The sequence below is a fragment of the Vibrio sp. YT-16 genome (assembly GCF_033337405.1).
Taxonomy (GTDB): domain Bacteria; phylum Pseudomonadota; class Gammaproteobacteria; order Enterobacterales; family Vibrionaceae; genus Vibrio; species Vibrio alginolyticus.
In genome coordinates this window covers 138,541-161,328 of the sequence record NZ_JAWOQQ010000007.1, presented here as the reverse complement: position 1 = coordinate 161,328, position 22,788 = coordinate 138,541, and the positions used below count along the sequence as shown (strand labels likewise).

25 protein-coding genes are annotated in these 22,788 nt (G+C 45.0%); 7 read left to right on the top strand and 18 right to left on the bottom strand.

Annotation, left to right across the window (positions count from 1 at the left end; genetic code table 11):
* Window positions 1-139: 139 nt before the first annotated feature.
* Window positions 140-850: a 3-deoxy-D-manno-octulosonic acid kinase gene (locus R7F07_RS13915; RefSeq protein WP_005379425.1), complete on the bottom strand. Its 711-nt coding sequence runs from the start codon at window positions 848-850 to the stop codon at window positions 140-142.
* 11 nt (window positions 851-861) lie between these two features.
* A complete protein-coding gene (locus tag R7F07_RS13910; RefSeq protein WP_005379424.1) occupies window positions 862-1,269 on the bottom strand; it encodes a diacylglycerol kinase in 408 nt (135 codons plus the stop codon).
* 107 nt (window positions 1,270-1,376) lie between these two features.
* Between R7F07_RS13910 and R7F07_RS13905 the strand changes: the two genes are divergently transcribed.
* The 3 genes from R7F07_RS13905 to R7F07_RS13895 are packed head-to-tail and all read left to right on the top strand — an operon-like array spanning window position 1,377 to window position 4,020.
* Window positions 1,377-2,432, top strand: coding sequence for a glycosyltransferase family 9 protein (locus tag R7F07_RS13905; RefSeq protein ID WP_171343041.1), 1,056 nt, complete (start codon window positions 1,377-1,379; stop codon window positions 2,430-2,432).
* A 35-nt stretch (window positions 2,433-2,467) separates the two neighbouring features.
* On the top strand, window positions 2,468-3,235 hold the full coding sequence (locus R7F07_RS13900; RefSeq protein ID WP_005395793.1) for a glycosyltransferase family 2 protein: 768 nt from the start codon (window positions 2,468-2,470) through the stop codon (window positions 3,233-3,235).
* Window positions 3,232-4,020 (top strand): glycosyltransferase family 2 protein, encoded by a 789-nt coding sequence (locus R7F07_RS13895; RefSeq protein WP_005379421.1) that lies wholly within the window; start codon window positions 3,232-3,234, stop codon window positions 4,018-4,020. The genes R7F07_RS13900 and R7F07_RS13895 overlap by 4 nt, the downstream gene beginning before the upstream one ends.
* Before the next feature lie 29 nt (window positions 4,021-4,049).
* Here R7F07_RS13895 and R7F07_RS13890 read toward each other — a convergent pair whose 3' ends face one another.
* From R7F07_RS13890 to R7F07_RS13855, 8 genes are all read right to left on the bottom strand, one after another.
* Complete coding sequence (locus R7F07_RS13890) at window positions 4,050-4,985, bottom strand: glycosyl transferase family 90 (RefSeq protein WP_171343039.1); 936 nt, start codon at window positions 4,983-4,985, stop codon at window positions 4,050-4,052.
* Entirely contained in the window at window positions 4,972-5,454 is a 483-nt protein-coding gene (coaD, locus tag R7F07_RS13885) for a pantetheine-phosphate adenylyltransferase (RefSeq protein ID WP_005379411.1), read from the bottom strand. The genes R7F07_RS13890 and coaD overlap by 14 nt, the downstream gene beginning before the upstream one ends.
* Window positions 5,455-5,540: 86 nt before the next feature.
* Window positions 5,541-6,350 carry a bifunctional DNA-formamidopyrimidine glycosylase/DNA-(apurinic or apyrimidinic site) lyase gene (gene mutM / locus R7F07_RS13880; RefSeq protein ID WP_042522608.1) on the bottom strand — a complete coding sequence of 270 codons (810 nt, stop codon included), beginning with the start codon at window positions 6,348-6,350 and terminating at the stop codon, window positions 5,541-5,543.
* Between the two features lie 102 nt (window positions 6,351-6,452).
* A complete protein-coding gene (locus R7F07_RS13875) occupies window positions 6,453-6,929 on the bottom strand; it encodes a hypothetical protein (RefSeq protein ID WP_031777180.1) in 477 nt (158 codons plus the stop codon).
* A gap of 276 nt (window positions 6,930-7,205) precedes the next feature.
* Window positions 7,206-7,376 (bottom strand): 50S ribosomal protein L33, encoded by a 171-nt coding sequence (rpmG, locus tag R7F07_RS13870; RefSeq protein WP_004410866.1) that lies wholly within the window; start codon window positions 7,374-7,376, stop codon window positions 7,206-7,208.
* A 13-nt stretch (window positions 7,377-7,389) separates the two neighbouring features.
* A complete protein-coding gene (gene rpmB / locus R7F07_RS13865) occupies window positions 7,390-7,626 on the bottom strand; it encodes a 50S ribosomal protein L28 (RefSeq protein ID WP_005384783.1) in 237 nt (78 codons plus the stop codon).
* 302 nt (window positions 7,627-7,928) lie between these two features.
* Entirely contained in the window at window positions 7,929-8,603 is a 675-nt protein-coding gene (radC, locus tag R7F07_RS13860) for a RadC family protein (RefSeq protein ID WP_017820707.1), read from the bottom strand.
* A gap of 114 nt (window positions 8,604-8,717) precedes the next feature.
* The gene (locus R7F07_RS13855; protein WP_025768319.1) at window positions 8,718-10,391 is read right to left on the bottom strand and encodes a methyl-accepting chemotaxis protein; all 1,674 of its coding nucleotides are present in this window, start codon (window positions 10,389-10,391) and stop codon (window positions 8,718-8,720) included.
* 193 nt (window positions 10,392-10,584) lie between these two features.
* On the opposite strand from R7F07_RS13855, the gene coaBC reads away from it, so the two are divergent.
* The 3 genes from coaBC to R7F07_RS13840 all read left to right on the top strand — a co-directional run bounded on the left by coaBC (window position 10,585) and on the right by R7F07_RS13840 (window position 13,503).
* Window positions 10,585-11,784 carry a bifunctional phosphopantothenoylcysteine decarboxylase/phosphopantothenate--cysteine ligase CoaBC gene (gene coaBC / locus R7F07_RS13850; protein ID WP_017820705.1) on the top strand — a complete coding sequence of 400 codons (1,200 nt, stop codon included), beginning with the start codon at window positions 10,585-10,587 and terminating at the stop codon, window positions 11,782-11,784.
* Window positions 11,785-11,955: 171 nt separating this feature from the next.
* Window positions 11,956-12,546, top strand: a complete 591-nt coding sequence (gene slmA / locus R7F07_RS13845; RefSeq protein ID WP_005379386.1) for a nucleoid occlusion factor SlmA — start codon at window positions 11,956-11,958, stop codon at window positions 12,544-12,546.
* A gap of 6 nt (window positions 12,547-12,552) precedes the next feature.
* Window positions 12,553-13,503, top strand: coding sequence for a Kdo(2)-lipid IV(A) acyltransferase (locus tag R7F07_RS13840; protein ID WP_017634992.1), 951 nt, complete (start codon window positions 12,553-12,555; stop codon window positions 13,501-13,503).
* 84 nt (window positions 13,504-13,587) lie between these two features.
* On the opposite strand, the gene pyrE is transcribed toward R7F07_RS13840, so the two are convergent.
* Complete coding sequence (gene pyrE, locus R7F07_RS13835; protein ID WP_017634993.1) at window positions 13,588-14,229, bottom strand: orotate phosphoribosyltransferase; 642 nt, start codon at window positions 14,227-14,229, stop codon at window positions 13,588-13,590.
* Window positions 14,230-14,333: 104 nt separating this feature from the next.
* On the bottom strand, window positions 14,334-15,050 hold the full coding sequence (gene rph / locus R7F07_RS13830) for a ribonuclease PH (protein ID WP_017634994.1): 717 nt from the start codon (window positions 15,048-15,050) through the stop codon (window positions 14,334-14,336).
* A 184-nt stretch (window positions 15,051-15,234) separates the two neighbouring features.
* Here rph and R7F07_RS13825 point away from each other — a divergent pair, with 184 nt between their 5' ends.
* Window positions 15,235-16,101, top strand: a complete 867-nt coding sequence (locus tag R7F07_RS13825; RefSeq protein WP_005395766.1) for a YicC/YloC family endoribonuclease — start codon at window positions 15,235-15,237, stop codon at window positions 16,099-16,101.
* Window positions 16,102-16,156: 55 nt separating this feature from the next.
* On the opposite strand, the gene R7F07_RS13820 is transcribed toward R7F07_RS13825, so the two are convergent.
* From R7F07_RS13820 to R7F07_RS13795, 6 genes are all read right to left on the bottom strand, one after another.
* On the bottom strand, window positions 16,157-16,582 hold the full coding sequence (locus R7F07_RS13820) for a phosphate-starvation-inducible protein PsiE (protein WP_017820704.1): 426 nt from the start codon (window positions 16,580-16,582) through the stop codon (window positions 16,157-16,159).
* Window positions 16,583-16,750: 168 nt separating this feature from the next.
* Window positions 16,751-17,590: an ABC transporter ATP-binding protein gene (locus R7F07_RS13815; RefSeq protein ID WP_005379372.1), complete on the bottom strand. Its 840-nt coding sequence runs from the start codon at window positions 17,588-17,590 to the stop codon at window positions 16,751-16,753.
* 35 nt (window positions 17,591-17,625) lie between these two features.
* On the bottom strand, window positions 17,626-18,483 hold the full coding sequence (locus R7F07_RS13810; protein ID WP_005379371.1) for an ABC transporter ATP-binding protein: 858 nt from the start codon (window positions 18,481-18,483) through the stop codon (window positions 17,626-17,628).
* A 9-nt stretch (window positions 18,484-18,492) separates the two neighbouring features.
* Window positions 18,493-20,319 carry an extracellular solute-binding protein gene (locus tag R7F07_RS13805; RefSeq protein WP_017634997.1) on the bottom strand — a complete coding sequence of 609 codons (1,827 nt, stop codon included), beginning with the start codon at window positions 20,317-20,319 and terminating at the stop codon, window positions 18,493-18,495.
* A gap of 37 nt (window positions 20,320-20,356) precedes the next feature.
* Window positions 20,357-21,400 (bottom strand): ABC transporter permease, encoded by a 1,044-nt coding sequence (locus tag R7F07_RS13800; RefSeq protein ID WP_005379369.1) that lies wholly within the window; start codon window positions 21,398-21,400, stop codon window positions 20,357-20,359.
* A gap of 1 nt (window position 21,401) precedes the next feature.
* Window positions 21,402-22,427, bottom strand: coding sequence for an ABC transporter permease subunit (locus tag R7F07_RS13795; RefSeq protein ID WP_005379368.1), 1,026 nt, complete (start codon window positions 22,425-22,427; stop codon window positions 21,402-21,404).
* Window positions 22,428-22,788 lie beyond the last annotated feature (361 nt).

Below are 22,788 nucleotides of genomic sequence, written 5' to 3'. Positions count from 1 at the left end.
ATGTTACCTACGTTAATTTTTGTGCCATCAGATACACATGAATACTTTATGATTATTGTAGTTTATAGACTCACTCGAGCATCGTGAGACTCAAGAAGGCTTACTTAGAGCAATCAATATAAAATGATAAAAAACTCAATTAAGATTGAGAAGCATAACCGTCCTGAAAATGTTCAAAATCGGACTCTTGCCAAATAATCTGTCGCTTTAAACGCTCTTTATTAAATGAACGCAGAAGTCTATTTAGATTTTGATGCTTCCAGTCACCAGAAGTTTCAAAACGACACTTATCAAAATCGATAATCCATACCTTATCTTTGTCGTCGATCAAGATATTGTGGATATTCAAATCGGTATGGTTAACGCCAACCTGATGCATCTTGGCAATTTCTTGCCCTATTTTCTGATACATTTCTACCGATAAAGACTGTTCTTGCAAGATACTAACCAGATCTCTGGCGTTTGGGATTCGCTCACTTAATAAATCAGCTTGATAGAAGAGTCCTGACTTTACGGCTCTTGCTGCAATAGGACGAGGAACGTGTACCCCAGCCTCAATTAGCGCCAACAAAAGCTGAAACTCTTGCGCACAACGGGTGTTATCCCAGCCAGAGAACCAATAATGATCGTTAACTAACTTCCCAAACAAACCGCCACGACGGTAATGACGTAGTGCCGCTTGCATGTTCTCTAGTTGGATAAACCATGTCGTGCCTCGCCCCGTCGCACTGCCAACCACCTTGTCGGAGGACTGCCAGTATTCCGCATCAAATATCGGTTGGCTAGGGTCTGTAATGATCTCGTCATCAAACCAGATCACTTGGTTGTTGTTTTTATACTGTTGAGTCATACGCTCACCCTCTAGCCTAAATACCGGCTGGCTAATATATACAACCAAGTAAATGCAGCAAACGCCAAAGCAACCATAACGGCAGCAGAGCCTATATCTTTAGCTCGACCACTGAGTTCATGCCGTTCAATACCGATACGATCCACTACCGCCTCAATCGCTGAGTTTACAAGCTCTACAATCAAGACTAACACCACGACCCCGATCATTAAGATACGCTCAACCATGCCGACATCCACGAGCCAAGCCAAAATCACGGCGATACTCAACAGAGCCAACTCTTGTCGAATGGCAGCTTCATACTTAAAAGCCGCTTTTAATCCTTGGATCGAATAACCCGTCGCTTTAACGATGCGCTTTAGCCCGGTGTTACCCGGCTTGCCAGATTCTTGCGATTGATGTGGTGTTGTCTTTGACATTGCAGAACACTTATCGGTACTTAGCTATATTCGAGCCGTGTATTTTACATTTATTGGGGATGTCTGCATAATTTACCTGCCTCTATTCATCGAATCAGACAATAATTATGTTCACTTCTGCCCCATCGTCACTATGCGTCTTGCGTTTGTCCGCTATCGGAGACGTTTGCAATACTATCGCCACCATTCAAGCTATTCAGAAACACTGGCCTTCGACCCAGATTACTTGGATAACGGGTAAACTTGAAGCCCAGTTATTAGCCGCCATCGATGGTGTAGAAGTGATTGTTTTTGATAAAAAAGCGGGACTTGATGGCTACAAATCACTTTGGCGACAGCTGAAAGGCAGAGAGTTTGATGCGCTATTGCATATGCAGTACGCGATTCGAGCGAGTGTCGCAACGTTGGGCATTAAAGCAAAATACAAACTTGGTTTCTCTTCTGATAGAAGCCAGGACTTTCAAACACTATTTACCAATGTCAAAGTGCCTTCCCCGCAATCTCTGCATGTCGCAGATGGCTTAATGGCCTTTGCCCATCAAATTGGGGTACCAAAGGCAGGACTAGACTGGGTACTTTCTTATTCAGACCACGACCAAGCTTGGGCAGAGTCTCATATTTCTCGTAGTAAACCTAACCTGCTGATTGTGCCTGGTGCGAGCAAAGCTTATAAAAACTGGAACGCGGAAGGTTATGTGGATGTGATTCATCACGCCAGAGCAAAAGGCTGGAACGTGATTCTGGCAGGCAGCCCTGCTCAGGTAGAATTGGACCTGGCAGAGGCCATTCAATCTCGCTTGGAAGAACCGTGTCGAAATTTAGTTGGACAAAGCTCAATTCTGCAAATGCTTGCGTTAATAGATAAGGTTGAAATGGTCATCGCCCCCGATACCGGACCAGCACACATGGCAAATGCCATGAAAACGCCAATCATCGGGCTCTATGCACACCATAACCCGCTGCGAGTGGGACCTTACCGCTACCTAAAATACGTTGTCTCGGTTTATGAAGAAACAATCTTTGCGGAAACAGGCAAAAATAGTCACGAGTTAAGCTGGCGAACTCGCGCTAAAGATGAAACGGCAATGAACCGCATTACCAACACTCAAGTAATGAGCATGTTCGATCAAGTCTTAGAAGATTTGTATCCTCAATACCAGTAAACTTACTGTCTTGATTTGTTAAGAAGGAAATGACCTTGTCCAAACCAACCTTAGCCGTTGCCTTAATTGTAAAAAATGAAGAGAAGCACTTACAAGCTTGTCTAGACACAGTAAAAGATTGGGTCGATGAGATTGTCCTTCTAGACTCGGGCAGCACTGATCGCACTGAAGAAATCGCCCGACAATACACAGATAAGTTTTACACCAACCTAGATTGGCCAGGATTCGGTAAACAGCGCCAACTGGCGCAGCAATACGTTACAGCAGACTACGTTTTGTGGCTTGATGCGGACGAACAAGTCACTCCAGAGCTAAAAGAAAGTATCTTACACGCGGTATCAGCCAATAAGCCGAACGTTTTATACAAACTTAATCGACTAAGCTCAGCGTTTGGTAAGTTCATCTACCATTCTGGTTGGTCTCCAGACTGGATTGTGCGCTTATATCGCACCGAATATACACAATATAATGATTCGCTCGTTCATGAAAAAGTTGATGAGAAAAACTATCAAACTGAAAAACTGGATGGTCGACTGCATCACTACACTTACGAGCACCTTCATCATTACATCAATAAAACCACTGGATACCTCAAGGCCTGGACAGATGAACGGGAAGGAAAAAAGAAAGCGGGGTTAACGACCGCTATCGTTCACGCTCTTGCGAGCTTTTTGAAGATGTATGTTCTCAAACGAGGTTTCCTTGATGGCAAACATGGCTTCATTCTAGCTTGGCTAAGCATGCACTCTACTTTTGTAAAATATATCGATCTCTACTTACGTGAACAGGCAAAAAAATCATGAAAACGACTTTAATTATCACCACTTACAACTGGAAAGAAGCATTAAAAGCGGTGTTAGAAAGCGTGAAACGTCAAACCGTTTTGCCTGACGAAGTAATTGTTGCAGATGATGGCTCTCGAGAAGACACCAAAGCAATGGTTGACCAAATGCGTGAAGGTTTTCCGGTTCCACTGATTCATAGTTGGCACGAGGATAATGGCTTTCAGCTTTCAATGAGCCGCAACCGTGCGATCGCCAAAGCATCAGGTGACTACCTCATCATGATTGATGGCGACATGGTGCTGTCCCAAACGTTTATTGAATCACATAAGCAAGTCGCAAAACCAAATTGGTTTGTGCAGGGTGGACGTGTGTTAACGGATGAAAGCTGCAGCAAGGCCATCATGGAAAACGGCTTAGTGCCTTCCATTTTCAGCAAAGGCATTCGCAATCGTAAAAACTGCATCACCAACGCCTTGCTATCGAAATGGTTCTCTTACGAGCGTAATAACGATAAAGCCACTCGCGGCTGCAACATGGCGTTTTGGCGACAAGATGTCATCGAGGTGAATGGCTTCAACCAAGATTTTGTTGGATGGGGACGCGAAGACAGCGAGTTTGTTCATCGCATGTTGAATGCGGGTAAGTCACGTCTTTACCTAAAATTTGCAGGTGTAGGCTACCACTTGTACCACGTAGAAAACTCTCGCGCGTCACTCGGACAAAATGACGAGATTTTAGAAAACACAATTAAAAACAAGCTTAAACGCTGTGAGAATGGTGTTGATCAATTTCTAGAAGCTTAAGATTATAAAAAGGGGCGTTTCGCCCCTTTTTATTGTTGCTGAGATAAAGCGAAGTACTTATCGGCAACCATCAATGAGATCAAACGCTCTTTACGTTTATCTTTGAACTGCTCAACCCACTGGTGCGCATTTTCAATGATCGCTAATGCTTCTTGCTCATTCGCTAGGTAATAATCCATCTTTTCGGGCAAATCCGAATAGTCATCCTTCACTTCAACATAGTGGACGCCTGCCTCTAACTTACCTTCCATAAACCAAGTCTCATATTTTGGCTTTGACATAATAACCAAGGAGTTAGACGACATAGCCCACTTAAGGTTGGTGGCCACATCATTGCCTTCTATACAGAGCAAAAACTTATACTGCAGTTGCTCTTCAATACTCATAAAGCCCTTTTCCCATGGTTTCCCTTCTACCGGGCGGGTCTGGCCAATATTGCATTGCGGATGGTTGTAAAACGCATGAATCACCTTTTTACGATGCGGCTGAAAACCCACGCCACGCCACGCTACCATGTCCTTTTTATCTTGATAGCGAACAGGATCATCAATAAATTTAAAATGACGAACTTGATTAAGTTTCAACACCACTGAATTTTGGTTGCTACCAAAAATAGGGCGGCTTTTTATAAAGCTCGGTACATTGGGAATGTGTGTAACATCACCGTTGATGTAGTTAAACGCAAAACTGGAAGGGAAATAGCGTACAACTTGGCGAAGATCGAAAAAATACGTCCAACCTTTCGTTTTTTTGAATGTATCGACAGTCGCGTAACTTTGTTCTCGGCTATCGACTGAAAACGGCGTTTCACACTTATTGTAATAGTTCACTCGCTCAAGACAGCGGTGCTGCTCTGCTTCGGTCAGATTCGAAAGTAAACGCTTGGCTTGTGCTCGATATACAAAGCGAGGGATAAGTATCGAGAGAGCGTTTGAGAAATAATAAGGGAACTTACTGTCTTTCATTCAGTTTTTCCCCAATCGCGATGGCTACTGGCTTGGGAACGAATTGTTCGATACTTCCGCCATGAATCGCTACTTCTCTCACGATAGTCGACGACAAAAACGCAAACTCTTCTTCAGGAGTTAAAAATACGCTCTCGATTCCTGGTAATAGCTTTCGGTACATGTTGGTCAGTCCAAACTCGTATTCAAAGTCTACCGTTGTTCGTAAACCACGAATAAGAACCTTAGCTTTCTCATCTCTCGCGAAATCCACTAATAACCCGGAGAACCCCTTTACCGTCACACCAGGTAAATGCGCTACAACGTCCTGCATCAGTGCAACGCGCTCTTCCAATGAAAACATAGTGTTCTTCGATGGGCTTGCGGCTACGCCAATCACAACCTCATCAAACATTTCGTGAGTACGTTCTATTAGATTGAGGTGACCATTAGTCACTGGATCAAAAGTGCCCGGATAAATGACTTTCATATAATTTACTAAGTTATTCGAAACTGATTGAATTATTGAGGCTCGAACGCAAGATTACAACAACTTAAGCTCGATAATAGCTCGACTTACTTCTGACACTCACTACAAAAGAAGGTATTACGTTGGCCAATCTTTAGCTCTTGAAGTCGTTCGCCACACTCTGGGCATGGCTCTCCGGGTTTTCCGTAAACCAATAACTCTTGTGCAAAGTAACCCGGCTTTCCATCGGCTTGCGCAAAATCTTTCAGAGTAGTCCCACCTTGCGTAATGGCAATCTCAAGTGTCATTTTGATATTTTCAACAAGTAACCTCCACTCTTGAGAAGTCAACTTACCTGCGGGCCTTGAAGGGTGAATTCGAGATTTAAACAACGACTCATTCGCGTAGATGTTCCCAACACCAACCACGACTTTGTTGTCCATGATGAACTGCTTGACGGCGACACGCTTATTTTTAGCTTTCTCCGCTACATATTCCGCATTGAACTCTTCAGTTAAAGGCTCAGGCCCCATGTTTGCTAGCACAGCATGTGACTCGCCAGGAGCACACCACAGCCATGCCCCAAAACGACGCGGATCGTTATAACGCAGTATTTTTCCACTGCTTAGTTTGAGATCCACATGATCGTGCTTTGCTGGCGGAAAGTCGGCATCTAGGACACGTAAAGACCCAGACATGCCCAAGTGAACAATGGCTGTACCTGTGTTTGTCTCGATCAGTAAGTATTTCGCACGACGGCTAATCGCACGGATCACCTGCCCTTCCAATTTTTTAAGCTCTGTAGGAATATCCCAGCGCAATTTAGGCGTTCGAAAAGTAAACGACTGGATCGTTTGTCCAACCATGTGGGGGCTAATCCCCATACGGCTCACTTCAACTTCTGGCAACTCAGGCATTAGATTCTCCAATTCACCGGCTAATAGTTCTCGCTGCTAGCATAATCGAAAAGAAAAACGATAAATAGGGAAGCTTATTAGGGGTATAGGCGCAAAAAGGCTCTACTCTGGCATAAGGTAGTTTTCATCGACGGAGATAGCGACCCATTTGTCTTGCCAGGTTTTAAATAGCCAAAAATCAGGTAAACGAAAGAAAGTCACCCGCTGCGGCTCTTCGAGATCCTGATACCAAACTTCTACCGTTTCAGGTACCGTCAGGTTAGGTTTTAAATGATCGTACTGTTCTGAGGTGAGCTCGGTCCCTTCCAATGATTGCCAGCGTGATACAAGTTCACTGATCGGTGCATCAACTTTGATGTTGGATTGCCATCGTCCATCATGCAGTTCAAACTCCCAGCCACTATAGTACAAAGACTCCACCGTATAGTCGGAGCGAAGTACATTTGGGTAAGGGTCTGCTTGGTCTGTTAATAGGTAAGTTTTGATCCACATCGGCGCATTTAAGATCACTATAAACGCGATAATGCCCAGAATAAGAATATTGTTCCATCGGCGGCGACGAGCCGGACTCACACGCATAACCATCTCTACTCTCTTATCGTTATGAGTAAACTACCAAAGAGTATTGAGCTTGACTAGAACAACGGTGTGCAAGTGTGTAGGGAAGTGGTAACGAAGCGGCAGAGAGCGATCAATCAAAAATTCGAGTATAGAGTCGGACCAGTAAAATAACTTCAGCAGTACTTTATAATCCGATGACGTACTGAACACTTTATCTTCAGCACTTTTATTCAGGTAATAAAAAACCCAACTCGAAAGTTGGGTTTTTCAATTCATCAAAGAGACTGAAACCAATTATTTGATTTTTGCTTCTTTGTACATAACGTGCTGGCGAACTACTGGATCAAACTTTTTGATCTCAAATTTGCCTGGCATGTTACGCTTGTTCTTATCAGTTGTGTAGAAGTGGCCTGTACCTGCAGAAGATACTAGACGGATTTTCTCACGAACGCCTTTCTTTGCCATTGCTTATTTCCTCTTAAACGTTTTCGCCACGTGCACGCATGTCTGCAAGAACAGTATCAATACCTTTCTTGTCGATGATGCGCATACCTTTAGCAGATAGACGTAGTTTAACAAAACGTTTTTCGCTCTCTACCCAGAAACGATGAGTTTGTAGGTTCGGCAGAAAACGACGCTTAGTAGCATTTCGTGCGTGTGAACGGTTGTTACCCGTTACTGGACGCTTACCAGTTACTTGGCATACTCGTGACATGAATGTCTTCTCCAAAATCGTTTCAGCTCGATATCAACCTTGGTGGCCGAACCTCTCTATCTCTCGAAAAGAAGTTAGAGGTTAAGAACCGCTATGGAAAATCCATACAAGGCTATCAAAGGTCGCGCATTATACTAACTTGATATGCATTGCTCAAGACCCGAACAGATCCTTTTTACAGGTTTTCGTGATCTTTTTTTAGACAGCAGATTTTTTTAGCAGTCCAAGCTGAATTCAGTTAAAAATTTAGTGGCGTGGATGATAGCAGATTTTTAGCAACTAACAACCTAAAAAACGCACAGTTATATCCAGCCTCTTTCAGCAAAAGAGACACTTTCCCCATCTCCGATGACGAAATGGTCCAAAATACGAATATCCACCAATGCTAATGCGTCGATGAGACGCCTTGTAATCCTTCTGTCAGCTTGGCTCGGCTCAGCGACGCCTGAAGGATGATTGTGCGCCAAAATCAAAGCCGCCGCGTTATGATGCAGAGCACGCTTGACGACTTCTCTCGGATACACCGACGCTGCATCCAACGTTCCTTCAAATAAAATTTCATCTTTTATCACTCGGTGCTGGTTATCGAGAAAAAGAATATAAAAAGCCTCTCTTTGCCGATCCCTTAAAATAGAAGACAGATATAACTTAGTTTGGTCGGGACTGGTTAAGGCATCACCACGCTTTAGCGTCTCCGCCAAGTAACGTTGTGTCATTTCTAGTACCGCTTGCAATTGAACATACTTGGCTTGCCCCAATCCTTTGTGACGACAAAACTCTTCTTCTGATGCTGAAAATAGTTGTCTTAGCGAACCAAAGTCTTGAATAAGGAAATCTGCAAGCTCAATCACGTTCATTCCGCGGGTGCCTGTGCGCAAGAAGATGGCCAGTAGCTCAGCATCGGTCAAAGCTTGCGGCCCTCGTTGCAGTAGCTTCTCTCTAGGCATGGACTCATTTGGCAAAGCTTTCAGTATCATCTGATGTCTCTTTATATGGAAAGTGTCCCTATTCCACAAAACAAAAAGCGAAAGTCGAGTATGACTTTCGCTTTCTTCGTACCATCAGTGCTTTCCATGCAACTTAACAGTTCATCAGAGTTTAAAGTTGCCAACCAAGCCGTGAATTTCCGTTCCAGACTGTGATAGCTGCGTGCTGATTGACTCGGCATGCTGCAACGTCTCATTAATTTTGTTCACGATCTGTTGAATAGCCACTAAGTTTTGGTTGATGTCTTCTGCAACCGCACTTTGTTCTTCGGCGGCAGACGCGGTTTGAATCCCCATATCTCGAATCGTACCGATAGAATTATGAACACCAGAAAGAGATTGCTGAATGAGCGCCGATTCTTCCGCCGTTTTGACACCTCTTTTTTGGCTCACCGACATCGTACTGACCGCTCTTGATACACCATTTTGTAGCTGCTTAAGCATGTCACCAATTTCATGAGTACTATTTTGTGTACGACTGGCTAACGAGCGCACTTCATCCGCAACGACGGCAAACCCTCGACCTTGCTCACCGGCTCTAGCCGCTTCAATCGCCGCATTTAGGGCCAACAAATTCGTTTGCTCGGCTATCTCGCCAATCACATCCAGCACTTTGGTTATTTTTTCAGTCTGTAAACTCAACTCAGAAATTGCATCTGACGTGCTGTCTATCTCCGTCACGAGTTCGGTAATGCCTTCTATTGCTTGCTCGACCTCATGCTGAGCAGCGGTGACTTGACTGTTGGCATCGTCAATTGCCTGCGCGGTCGCATTAGTATTGCTGGCTACTTCTTTGGCAGTCATGCTCATTTGCGTCACTGCCGTCACGACTTTGTCCGTCTCTAAACAGTGATCCTGCATTTGACCGCTCGCTTGGCTGGTCTGAGTGTTCAGGCTTTGGGAAACGGTCTGTACTGTCGTCGCAGAGCGATGAATGTCCTGCATCAGTGGGTGCAGCTTATCCATAAAATCATTAAACGCGGCCGCCACTTCACCGACTTCATCCTGACTTTCGACTTTTAAACGAGCCGTTAAGTCACCGCCGCCTGCGGCAACATCTTTTAATGAAGCCGCGACATGTTGTAATGGCTGAATACCTTTAGACACCACGATACTGGTGAGAACACTGGTAATGATCAATCCAATAGCGGAAATCAACACGGCAGATAACGTATGCTCTTTTAGCTCTTGAGTCTTTAACTCTCTGTGCATCGCAACTTGCTGGTCGATGTCATCAATATAAACGCCAGTACCTAAAACCCAGTCCCATTTCGATAGATATTCTGCATAGCCCAACTTAGGCGCTTGTGCGTCAATGGTCGGTTTGTGCCACGAGAAATAGAGGAACCCATCCCCTTTTTGAGAAGCGTCAATCAAGCCCGCAATAACTGCGACCCCATTTTCATCTTTTAAGTCGTAAAGGTTTTTACCCTCTAATGCAGGTTTGATGGCGTGCAACGTATTCACACCTTGAGAGTCGTAGGCAAAAAAGTAACCATCGCTTTCAAAGCGCATGGCTTTCAGAATTTCTTTTGCTGCCTCTTTATTACTTCCATTTACATCCGCGTCGTATAACGGTTTTATCGCCGTCACGCCCATCATCATATAGGCTTGTAACTCTTTCTTTTTCGTTTCGATGAGCTCTTGCCTGTCTCTTGCTAACTCCGCTTCCAAACTTTTACTGCTGTTGATGTAATACACCACTGAGATCAACGTAGTGATCAACAGCAGCGGAATTAGGGTTATCAGCAGCAATTTGTTTCGACTTTTCAACACCATGGTTTCCACTACCTCTTTTTCTTTTCAGACTTGCAAACTCCGCGCAACTTGTCTGTGAGGTAGGCGAGAATTTTCCCTTCCTCGGTCAGATTAATACTCTGGAGTTTGATGTGAATTATCTTCTCGTTATATATGCTCGGGCGGTCAGACTTTGAATTGTGTTAAAATCCGGTCATCAAATTGGAGATCTCACATGCAAACACTAGCAGGAAAGAAAATTCTACTCGGCATCAGTGGCGGTATTGCCGCGTATAAATGTGCGGAGCTAACCCGTCGCCTCATAGAGAGAGGAGCGCAAGTTCAAGTTGTAATGACGAAAGCCGCAAAAGAGTTCATTACCCCTTTAACCATGCAAGCCGTTTCGGGCCGTCCTGTCTCGGACAGTTTACTAGACCCAGCAGCGGAAGCCTCTATGGGCCATATTGAATTGGCCAAATGGGCAGATTTAGTGCTATTAGCGCCCGCGACCGCGGACTTAATCGCGCGCATGTCCGCAGGCATGGGGAACGATTTACTTACTACGCTCGTGCTCGCGACGGATTCCCCTGTTGCTGTTTCTCCTGCGATGAATCAACAGATGTATCGCAATATCGCAACCCAAGAGAACATCGCTACGTTAGCGCGTCGTGGTATGCACATCTGGGGCCCTGCGGCAGGAGAGCAAGCCTGTGGTGATGTAGGACCAGGTCGAATGCTGGAACCAATGCAGCTAGTACATCTATGTGAACAGTTCTTTCAACCAAAATTGCTAGAAGGTAAGTCGATACTCATTACCGCCGGACCAACTCGCGAAGCGATTGATCCAGTGCGTTACATTACAAACCATAGCTCCGGGAAAATGGGCTATGCATTGGCGAGCGCCGCAGCGCAGATGGGAGCAAAAGTCACCCTCGTGAGCGGTCCTGTCAGTTTAAATACGCCCGTAGGTGTTGAGCGCATAAATGTTTCCAGTGCCCAAGAGATGCACGAAGCCGTTATGACACATGCAAACCAGCATGATGCCTTTATTAGCTGCGCTGCCGTTGCCGACTACCGCCCACAAACGATCGCGTCTCAAAAGTTGAAAAAGACAGAAGACAACGACGAAATGGTCATTAATATGGTTAAAAATCCTGATATTGTTGCATCTGTGGCAGCAATGACGGAGAAGCGTCCGTTTACCGTCGGTTTTGCGGCTGAAACCAATGATGTAGAGACCTATGCTCGAGGCAAGTTAACAAAGAAAAACCTCGATATGATCTGTGCAAACGACGTTTCGGTTGCAGGGCAAGGATTTAACAGCAACGACAACGCGATTACCCTTTACTGGCCTGAAGGTGAACTTGCGCTCGCTTTAGAATCAAAAGAAGCATTGAGCTTTAAAATTCTCGAAAAAATGCATCAATTGATGTAACTAACGTTTGAAAACCCTGCCAATTTTTTACAAAAGCTGGCATAAATTTGGTACAAAAATGACAACTAAGGGTGTTAAATCTCCCATTCCACCCTTAGTGGTCTAGTTTGAGGCGAAATAGCGTCTTATAATCCCCTCCGCTCAACTTTGTATTTTGAAAGGAAGTAACTAATGGCCGGCAGTAAAAAATCCAACCGTCGTGAAGAGATCTTACAAGCATTGGCAGAAATGCTTGAATCAACAGATGGCGCTTCACGCATTACTACGGCAAAACTGGCCAAGCAAGTCGGCGTTTCAGAAGCCGCGCTGTATCGTCATTTCCCAAGTAAAGCGCGCATGTTCGAAGGGTTGATTGAGTTCATTGAAGAAGCCTTGATGACACGTATCAACCGTATTCTAGACGACGAAAAAGATACACTAGAGCGTATTCGTATGGTGATGCACCTTATTTTGGCGTTCTCTGAACGTAACCCAGGTCTGACACGCATTTTGTCGGGTCATGCTCTAATGTTTGAAAATGAACGTCTACGTGAACGCATCAATCAACTCTTTGAGCGTATAGAAACACAATTGCGCCAAATCCTGCGTGAACGTAAGATTCGTGAAGGGAAGTCTTTCCCTGTCGAAGAGCGCATCCTAGCCGCGCAAATTCTGGGACAAGTTGAGGGGAGCCTAAACCGCTTTGTGCGTAGCGACTTTAAATACCAGCCGACTGCAAACTTTGACGAGTACTGGGCGCTTTTGAGTGCACAAATAAAGTAAAAGACTATGAGTAAAGACAAATACACGCAGCCCGAGTTTTCTCTTTCACTTCTTCACCCTCGTAACTGGGGCGTATGGCTTGGTTTTGGTCTGTTGGCCATCCTCGTCAATATTCTTCCTTATCGGCTGCTGCTTTCATTAGGTCGTTCACTCGGTAAACTTGGCATGCGCTACGGTAAAAAGCGTGTCCACGTTGCTCAGCGTAACTTAGAATTGGCCTTTCCAGACAAAACACCTGAAGAGATTCAACATATTGTTGAAGAGAACTTCAAAAATACTGGTATGGCACTGATAGAAACCGGAATCACTTGGTTCTGGCCGACTTGGCGCTTTAAAAACCTGATCGTCGAGAAAGATCTCGGCGCACTGCGTGAAAAAGCCAAAGAAGGTAAAGGCGTCCTACTTTGTTGTGTCCATGCTCTAAATCTAGAGATCACTGCGCGTGCTTTCGCCGTGTTAGGCGTGGCCGGGTACGGCGCGTTTCGTCCACATAATAATCCTGCTTATAACTTTATCCAGTATTGGGGACGGACACATAACGGCAATAAACTGATTGATCGTAAAGATGTAAAAAAGATGATTCGTGTTTTACGCAGCGGTGAGCGTCTGTTCTATTTACCGGATCACGATTACGGTCGCAAAAAATCAGTATTTGTGCCCTTCTTTGCCGTAGACAATGCGTGTACGACAACAGGCACGAGCATTCTGGCGTATACCTCAAAATGTGCGATCATCCCAGGCTCAGGGTTTCGCAATGACGAAGGAAAATACGACATCATCGCCGATAAGTGCATTGAAGCCGATTATCCACAAAAAGACGAAGTCGCCGCTGCCGCTTATATGAACAAGTATGTGGAAGAAGTCATTCTACGCGCTCCAGAGCAATGGATGTGGCTCCATAAACGCTATAAAACCATGCAAGATGAGCATGTCGAGAAAGGCATTCGCTATAAGTAAGTGGTCAAGGCGATGAATCCAAAAACAAAAAAGGGCAGATGAATATCCATCTGCCCTTTTTACTTTTTCAGAAAAAGTAACCAATTAAATGCCGTATTCTGCGCGGTATGCTTTGACTGCTTCTAGATGCTCTTTGTCTGTGCCTTTCTCTTCAAGGAAAGTCACAAGGTCAGTCAGGCTAACGATCGAGATGATTGCACAACCAAAGTCACGCTCCACTTCTTGGATCGCAGACAATTCACCTTTGCCTTTTTCTTGGCGGTCAATCGCAACCAACACACCAGCAAGGTCTGCACCATTCGCCTTGATGATTTCCATCGATTCACGAATCGCAGTACCTGCTGTGATTACGTCATCCACTAGCATGATTCGACCTTCAAGCGCAGAGCCTACAAGGTTACCGCCTTCGCCGTGATCTTTCGCTTCTTTACGGTTGAAGCAGTAAGGCGTGTCGATATCGTGGTGATCCGCCAGCGCGACTGCTGTTGTCGTCGCGATTGGGATACCTTTGTACGCCGGGCCAAACAGTACATCAAACTCAATGCCAGAATCAGCGAGCGCGGCTGCGTAAAAACGACCAAGACGCGCTAGGTCACGACCAGTATTGAAAAGACCAGCGTTAAAGAAGTACGGGCTTTTACGGCCAGATTTCAAAGTAAACTCACCAAACTTAAGAACTTCTTTCTCAAGTGCAAACTCAATAAATTCACGCTGGTATGCTTTCATTATTTTCTCTCTATGTCCTTGGTTTCTTGTGTCTCTTCTCGACAATCATTCATTTCTCTATTGTCGAGATAAAAAAATAGCCCCCATAATGGGAGCTATCTAAATCAATTGGCTAACGCCGCCTTCTGCGCTGCGACAATTTCCGTAATGCCGACTTTCGCCGACTCGAGCAATGCCATCAGCTGTTCGTGACTGAACGGTTCACCTTCTGCGGTGCCCTGAATTTCAATCATCTTGCCTTCTTCTGTCATTACCACGTTCATGTCTGTGTCTGCCGCTGAATCTTCAACGTATTCAAGGTCACACAGAACATCATCACCTAGCAAACCAACTGAAACTGCCGCTACGTGGCCTTTCATTGGGTTTGCTTTTAGCTTGCCGCTATCTACTAGGTGTTGGAATGCATCGGCCATTGCAACACTTGCGCCGCTGATGGATGCAGTACGCGTACCACCGTCAGCTTGGATAACGTCACAGTCAACGGTGATCATGAACTCACCCATGGCTTTTAGGTCGACAACAGCGCGTAGGCTTCGCGCGATAAGACGCTGAATTTCCATCGTACGGCCGCCTTGTTTGCCACTTGCCGCTTCACGACGAGTACGCGAATGTGTTGCTCGAGGTAGCATGCCGTATTCAGCTGTAACCCAGCCTTTACCTTGACCTTTTAGCCAACGTGGCACAGATTCTTCGACGGTCGCATTACACAACACTTTGGTGTTACCGAACTCAACTAGCACTGACCCTTCAGCGTAAGCTGTGTAGTTACGAGTAATTTTGATAGGGCGAACTTGATCCGCCTTGCGATCGTTTGGACGCATGGGCATCTACCTTAAATATGAGGAGAAGACGATTTGGTTGGGCGAAGATTATAACGGAATCGATTCCGGATTCATAGGTTACGCCGCTGGCACAACATAAACAATCCATACATCCCGCGCACCTATCGACGCAGCGTGATACACTCTTGAAGTAATTTTCAAAAAATGAAGACAGGAAAATTCGATGATTTACAGTATGACAGCGTATGCACGCAAAGAAGTAAAAGGCGATTGGGGTTCTGCGGTATGGGAAATCCGCAGCGTGAACCAGCGTTATTTAGAAACATACTTCCGCATGCCAGAGCAATTTCGCGGGTTAGAGCCCGTTTTACGTGAGCGCTTTCGTAAGCGCTTAGCGCGAGGCAAAGTAGAATGTAATCTGCGTTTTGAAGCAAACCCTGCCGCAAAAGGTGAGCTTAGCATCAATGAAGCGCTTGCTAGCCAGGTAATTAAAGCCGCTGAACAAGTCATGCACATGACTGGTGAACTGAGCCGAATCAATCCATTTCAAGTCATGCAATGGCCGGGGGTAATGGAAACGCCAGAGCAAGACATGGATGCAGTAAATAAAGTGCTACTAGAAGCGTTTGATGGCGCAATGGATGAATTTATTGAAGCGCGCGCTCGTGAAGGCGAGAACATGAAAGCGCTGATTGAACAGCGTTTAGACGCCATCTCTGCAGAAGTCGTAAAAGTGCGTGCCCGCATGCCAGAAATTTTAGAATGGCAACGTGAGCGACTATTCTCGAAGTTCGAAGACGCTAAAGTGGAACTGGATCCATCTCGTATCGAGCAAGAGTTGATTTTGCTAGCGCAAAAATCGGATGTTGCTGAAGAGCTCGATCGCTTGGACTCTCACGTAAAAGAAACCACAAACATTCTGAAAAAAGGTGGCGCAGTGGGTCGCCGTCTAGATTTTATGATGCAAGAGTTCAACCGTGAATCAAACACGCTAGCGTCGAAATCCATCAGCACCGACATCACCGCATCGGGCGTTGAACTGAAAGTTCTAATTGAACAGATGCGTGAGCAGATCCAAAACATTGAATGATCTAAAAGTCATCGAGTATTGAAACAAAAAAGCCCCGCTAGTGCGGGGCTTTCTTTTACTCATCTTTTTCCAAGGTTCTGTTATCAACGTAGGGCCAATAATGGTGTCCAATTCTGATCAGCAAAGTAGCCGCAGCCAAAATAAACGCAGCCAGAGATAACCACACAACCAAAACCGCATCCAGCTCTTTCATTCCGAGAGTGATATAGCGGGCGATCGCCATCATCGCGATGTAGATAGGATAGCGTACCGGAATTTTACCGTTCATCACGAACTGCTGCACCATGGCGAGCACTTCCAGATAGATAAACATCAACAGAATATCTGTGAGTAAGACACGCTTCTCTACAAATACGTGCACAAACTCTTGCATCATGGCGTACAACGTCGCCAAGGTAATAGAGACTAATAATACCGCCTCCAAAATATGGAAGATTCTCAGGAAAGGTCGACTAAAGGATTTCGGTAAATTCGACGGCATGGTCCATTATCCAAACAAAGAAAATAGGCCTTGAGTTTAGCATGCAACGATCTTCAATCAATCAGAATAAACATCAGTGTAAATCGACTCCAAGTCCTGGCATTTGCTTATAAAAACGCTCCGCTTATTTGGCGGAGCGCTTTTGTGTTATAGGACCTGTGGCATCACTTACGCCACTTGCTGCTTTTTTTCAGCTACGCGCTTTTTCTTCCGATATTTAGGGTGAGTGATCGGAATCGCAGATAGGAGTTTTTTGGTGTATTCGTTTTGCGGGTTTGCATAAATTTCTTTAGCACTGCCTGCTTCTACCACTTTGCCAAAATACATCACGGCAACTTTGTCAGAAACATGTTTCACCACCGAGAGATCGTGAGAGATAAATATGATCGCCAAGTTCATTTCTTGTTGCAGTTGTAGCAATAGGTTCAAGATTTGCGCCTGTACCGACACATCTAACGCAGATACCGATTCATCACAAATCAGCAGTTTAGGCTTCAATGCAATCGCGCGAGCGATACCGATACGCTGCCGTTGCCCGCCTGAAAATTCATGTGGATAACGGTTTACTGCCGTTTCTGGTAATCCCACTTTGATTAAAAGCTCTTTTACCCACTGTTTACGCTCTGTTGGCGTGCCAATTTTATGAATAACAAACGGTTCTTCCAGAATCATACCGATGGTATGACGCTGATTGAGTGACTCCATTGGGTCTTGAAAGACGATTTGCATGTCTTTACGCAGCGAGCGCATCTCTTTAACAGACAATTTAGTGATGTCTTTACCTTCAAAGAAAATCTTACCTTCTGTTGGCTCATATAACTTTAAGATCGTGCGACCAAGGGTGCTTTTACCACAACCTGACTCACCAACTAGCCCCAGTGTTTCACCTTCAGAAACAGACAGTGAAACCCCGTCTACCGCTTTGATGGTGTAGCCTTTCTTGAACAGCCCTTTACCAGAAACAAAGTGCTGCTTAAGATTTTCAATTCTTAATACTTCTTTTGCCATAACATCCTCTTTTATGACTGGTTCACTTTGCCCAGTTAACTGGCAAACATACTGGCATCAATAGGCTTGATATCGATCATCTGCTTCGGCTCATTATCTAAGCTCGGCATCAATCCCATTAAACGCTCTGTGTATGGGTGCTGCGGGTTATCAAACAACTCAAAAATTTCTGCTTTTTCGACAATACGTCCGCCATACATCACGGCAACATCATCACACACTTCTGCCACAACCCCGAGATCGTGAGTGATGAAGATCATCGCCATGCCCGTTTCTTCCTGAAGCTCGTTCATCAGTTCAAGGATAGACGCCTGAACCGTAACATCCAACGCTGTAGTCGGTTCATCACAAATCAGAATATCCGGCTTACAGGCTAATGCCATCGCGATCATGACACGCTGGCGCATACCACCAGATAGGTTATGGGGATACTCATTCAATCGCTTCTCTGGCATTGGAATTTTTACTTTTGCCAGCATTTCAATCGAGTACGCCTCCCGCTCCTTTTTGTCGAGCTCAGGTCGATGGAGCTCAAGCACTTCACATATTTGACGACCAATGGTGTGCACTGGGTTGAGCGCCGTCATCGGGTCTTGGAAGATGATCGAAATGCGATCGCCACGCATGGCGTACATCTCTTCCGCAGGCAAATCAACTAGGTTGGTGCCGCGATAATTCACTTCACCTTTGATAATGTTGCCATATGGCTTAGGTAATAGCCCCATGATCGACATTGAGGTTACGCTCTTACCACTACCTGACTCTCCTACCAGACCGAGTGTACGTCCAGCTCTCACATCAAAGTTCACACCATGCAGAACCTTCACTGGCCCATCATCGGTGGTAAATTCAACTTCGAGATCTTTAACACTTAGGATTACATCGTTTTCCATAACCAATCCTTACAGCTTATAAGTGTCATCTACGACAACAACAGGTTCAAAAGCTTTGCCTGACTTCATCGCTTGTTTCGTTTCTTTTTTGATATCACTATCAATCCAGTAAGTGCCATCGCCTATGATTGCACCACTGAACAGCGCCTCTGTCATGCGATTCATTGGCTTATCTGGAAACTTTAACCAGCGCCAGTGACCATAGCGGACATAAGGAACCATGTAGCCTGGGACGATAACGTGAGCATCAATGATGTCACGCTGAATCTCATGACCTAGCTGGATCTTTTTATCCATATCCATGCCAAAACGATACTCGATGATCTTTTCATCCAGTTCAGGCGTGCTGTAGTTTGTGAAAGAGTTAGTTTGCGGCTTGTTCGCATTGACTGAATGGAAGTACTCCCAATACGTTGGGATCTCAGACGTACCCATATCTAAGAAAGCCAAATCGTGCTTTTTCTCACGTACGTATTTGAACATGGATGAGCCATCAACTAACTTGAGCTCAATATCCAGCCCTGCTAGCTTGGCTTGCTCACGCAAAAAGGCAATACGAGGAGTATGAACAGGTGTTCCGTAGGTCAGCTCGAAGCTTAAGCGCTCACCTTTATCATTGACACGAATACCATCAGAACCAATTTTGTTAAAGCCTGCGGCTTCGAATGCCTCGGCCGCTTTTGCGGGATCAAACTTCGGTGCCTTAGCATCTGGTAGGGTGTATTTACCATGACCATAACCGGTCGGGTTCGGTTTACGGGAGTAGTCGCCACGCATGACATTCTCTATCATGCCATCAAAGTCAATCGCGTAAGTAATGCCCTTGCGAATGTTTAAATCATCCAGCAAAGGCATCGCGGTGTTCATCCATACACCACCAGCCCCAACTGGGAATTGGTTGTAACCCCAGAACTTTTGAATGTATCCCTTTTGGTAAGGTTCCGTATTCGATTTATCATGCCATAAGCTTGGTAAAACAAGACCAAATGCGTCCAGCTTCCCTTTCTCAAAGTGCTTCATCGCGATATCACTGTCGCGAATCACTGTGATGCGGATTTTGTCGACATTATAGCGATGTTGATAATACTTATTGCTGTAACCCCACCAGTCTTCACCGACATGTTTGAAGGTAACACTTTTACCTTTTTTAATGTCATCTAGGTAGTATGCACTGGTCGTTGGTTCACTTTTAAAATTGTAGTAGCGGACAAAGTTGTCATGTATACCGTCACCATTTTCATCTTTTGAAGGGTTAGCATAAAAATGTGCGGGGCGTGGGCGCAGAGCCCCCATTCGTAACAGCAACTCTTCCGGATTGAACTCTTTCGCCGCCTTAACAGCAAACGTATGAGTGTCGTACTTGATAACATCCGCAATCGTTTTGTTGTAGTAATCGTTGTACCAAGGTTCCAAGATGTCCTTGGAACGATAAAACTTCAGCATGAACACGAAATCGTCGGCAGTCACAGGTTTGCCGTCCGACCATTTGGCTTCAGGGTTGAGTTTAAAATAGACCGTTTTGTTGTCACCTGCTAACGCCCACTCGTTAGCAAGCTCAGGGATGAACTCTAAAGTATCTGGGTGGCGGACCACCAAGCCTGGTGTTTCATCTAAGATAAAAGAACGTAGCCCTGCATTAGCGTCTGGACCAACACTACGTAACGTCTGCGGGAAACTTGACATAAAGGTGCGATAAGTCCCTCCACGTTTCGCTTCTGGCGAACCATATTGAGGCTCATCCCAGTTTGTTTGCCAGTTTAAGTCTGTCGGAAGCGTTGCTGACATTGCACCAAAACTCAGGGCGCTCAGCGTGGACGCTAAAAATAATTTCTTCATAAAACTTCCCTTTTTATGTTTTGCTCACAATGCTCGCTTAAACATAGCGTGTGAATTTTTTCGGGTCGAAAGCCGCTCGAATGGCTTCACCAATAAAGGTCACCATTACCAGAACCAGAACTATAGAAGTCACTACTGACGCAACAATCCATGGCGAATCTAAGTTTGACTTACCTTGTTGCAGTAGTTCACCCCAACTTGGCGTTGGTGGCATCAAGCCTAATCCTAGGTAATCGAGAGCAGTCAGTGCTGTGATGTTAGCTGCAATAGTGAAAGGCGCTAGGGTTACAATCATCACCATCGTATTTGGCAAGATGTGATTAAACAAGATACGTCCGGTCGATGCCCCTAAAGCACGAGCCGCCATTACATATTCTCGTGCCGCTTCTTTATAGGTCATGGTCCGCATGTACCATGTCATACCCATCCAAGTGAAAAGCACGTTAATAGCGACAAAGAGAGCAAACGTCGGCTGAACGATTGAGACAAGAATCATAATGACGTACAAAAACGGGACCATTGACCAGATTTCGATAAGTCGCTGTACAAACAAGTCAAATTTACCGCCCCAAAAACCCATAGCACAACCGACTGCAGTACCGATCGCGTAGGAAATGGCCATCGTAAGCAACGCAAATCCCATCGCCGTTCTGAATCCGTAGACGAGTCGCGCCAAAATATCGCGACCTATCACATCTGTACCTAAATAATGCTTATTTTCGGCACTAGGTGCTGTTGGCGGGAAATCACCACTAAAATCTTGTTCGTATGGGTTCCACGGCACAAGCGGCAAAATAACAAAGTTGTCGCCCCCTTCAGCCTCAAACGCTTTTTGCAGTACACGATAATCGGCTTCACTGGATGACTCTTGGCCGAATTCGCTACCTAAACGTACGTCACTGACAACAGGAAAATAGTAGCTACCATCGTACTTGACGACTAGCGCTTTACTGTTGATCAAAAGTTCGGCGAATAGAGAAAGGATCAACATGATAGAAAGAGCAACAAACGACCAATAGCCTCGTTTGATCTCTTTAAAGTGACGAATTTTCTTTTGAGTTAATGGACTAACTTTAATCATGTTACGCTCCAAACTTCACACGTGGGTCGACTAAAGCAACACAAATATCTGAAATGATGTTACCAATGAGAAGTAACAACGCATTAATGGCGACAATACCCATAACAACAGGGTAATCACGCTCCATGATTGATTCGTAACCCAATAAGCCAATGCCATCAATATTGAAGATAACTTCAATCAGGAAAGCACCGGTCATGAAGAACAACAAAGAGTTACCAAAGTGACTCGCGATTGGAATTAAGCTGTTACGCAACGCGTGCTTACGAACTGCTTTTTTGAAAGGTAATCCTTTCGCAATTGCGGTGCGGATGTAATCTGAGGAAAGGTTTTCCATCAGGTTATTTTTCATTGTCATCGTCAGCGTGGCAAAATCACCAATGAGGTAACAGATCAAAGGCAACACCGCATGCCACATAATGTCTTTAGTGCGTTCAAAGAAGGTTTCGTAATCATCGAAGTCATCGCCGACAAAGCCTCCCATCGGAAACCATTCCAAGTGATAACTAAATAACGTGATCAGCAATACACCCACCACATAACCTGGTAGCGCGTAGCCTACGAAAATGAGTACTGAAGAAGCGGAATCAAAGACAGAACCGTGCTTGAGCGCCTTATAGTAACCAAGAGGAATCGAGATAAAATAACTAATAAAGAAGGTCATGCCGCCATAAAACAACGACACTGGCAAACGCTCTGCGATCATGTCCGAGACAGGCTCGTAGTAACGCGTCGACTCGCCAAGATCTAGCATTACCAAACGACTTAACCATTCGACGTACGCTTCCGTTACTGGTTTATCCAGGCCATAAAACGCATTCAGCTCCGCGATTTGATCGTCAGAAAGAGCCGTATTACCACCCGCAGACGTCATTGATGCGGCGCCGTCCCCCTGGGACTGCATTTGTGACAACATGCGTTCAACAGGTCCGCCAGGCACGAAACGAGTGATAGCAAAGATGAGAATAGTTATCCCGAGAAACGTTGGGATAACCAACGCCAAACGGCGTAAAAAGTACGACAGCATATACAACTTGCTCCTTGTCTACTGTCCAGTTCAAACGGAGTGAAAGAGGATATTTTCCGCCCAAAATGGTGCATATTTATCTCGTAGTAACTAAAACTGTTGAAGCACACTCCCTGCGCCTCAAGAGCTAGACTTTTCTACTACTGCAATAATTTCAGCGTCATATTTATCTTGAATCCACATCAGCTTCAAGTGTTTGAAACCAAAACATGACAAACTTCCTTCGATGTCGAAAAACAGAAATGTTTTTGTAAAAAATTATAAAAAACCACAAAAATAATTCATACAGAATATCAATCTAGGCTGTTTAGAGCCAAAACCCTACATAAAAATGCACCCTACACACATAAATAGACACATA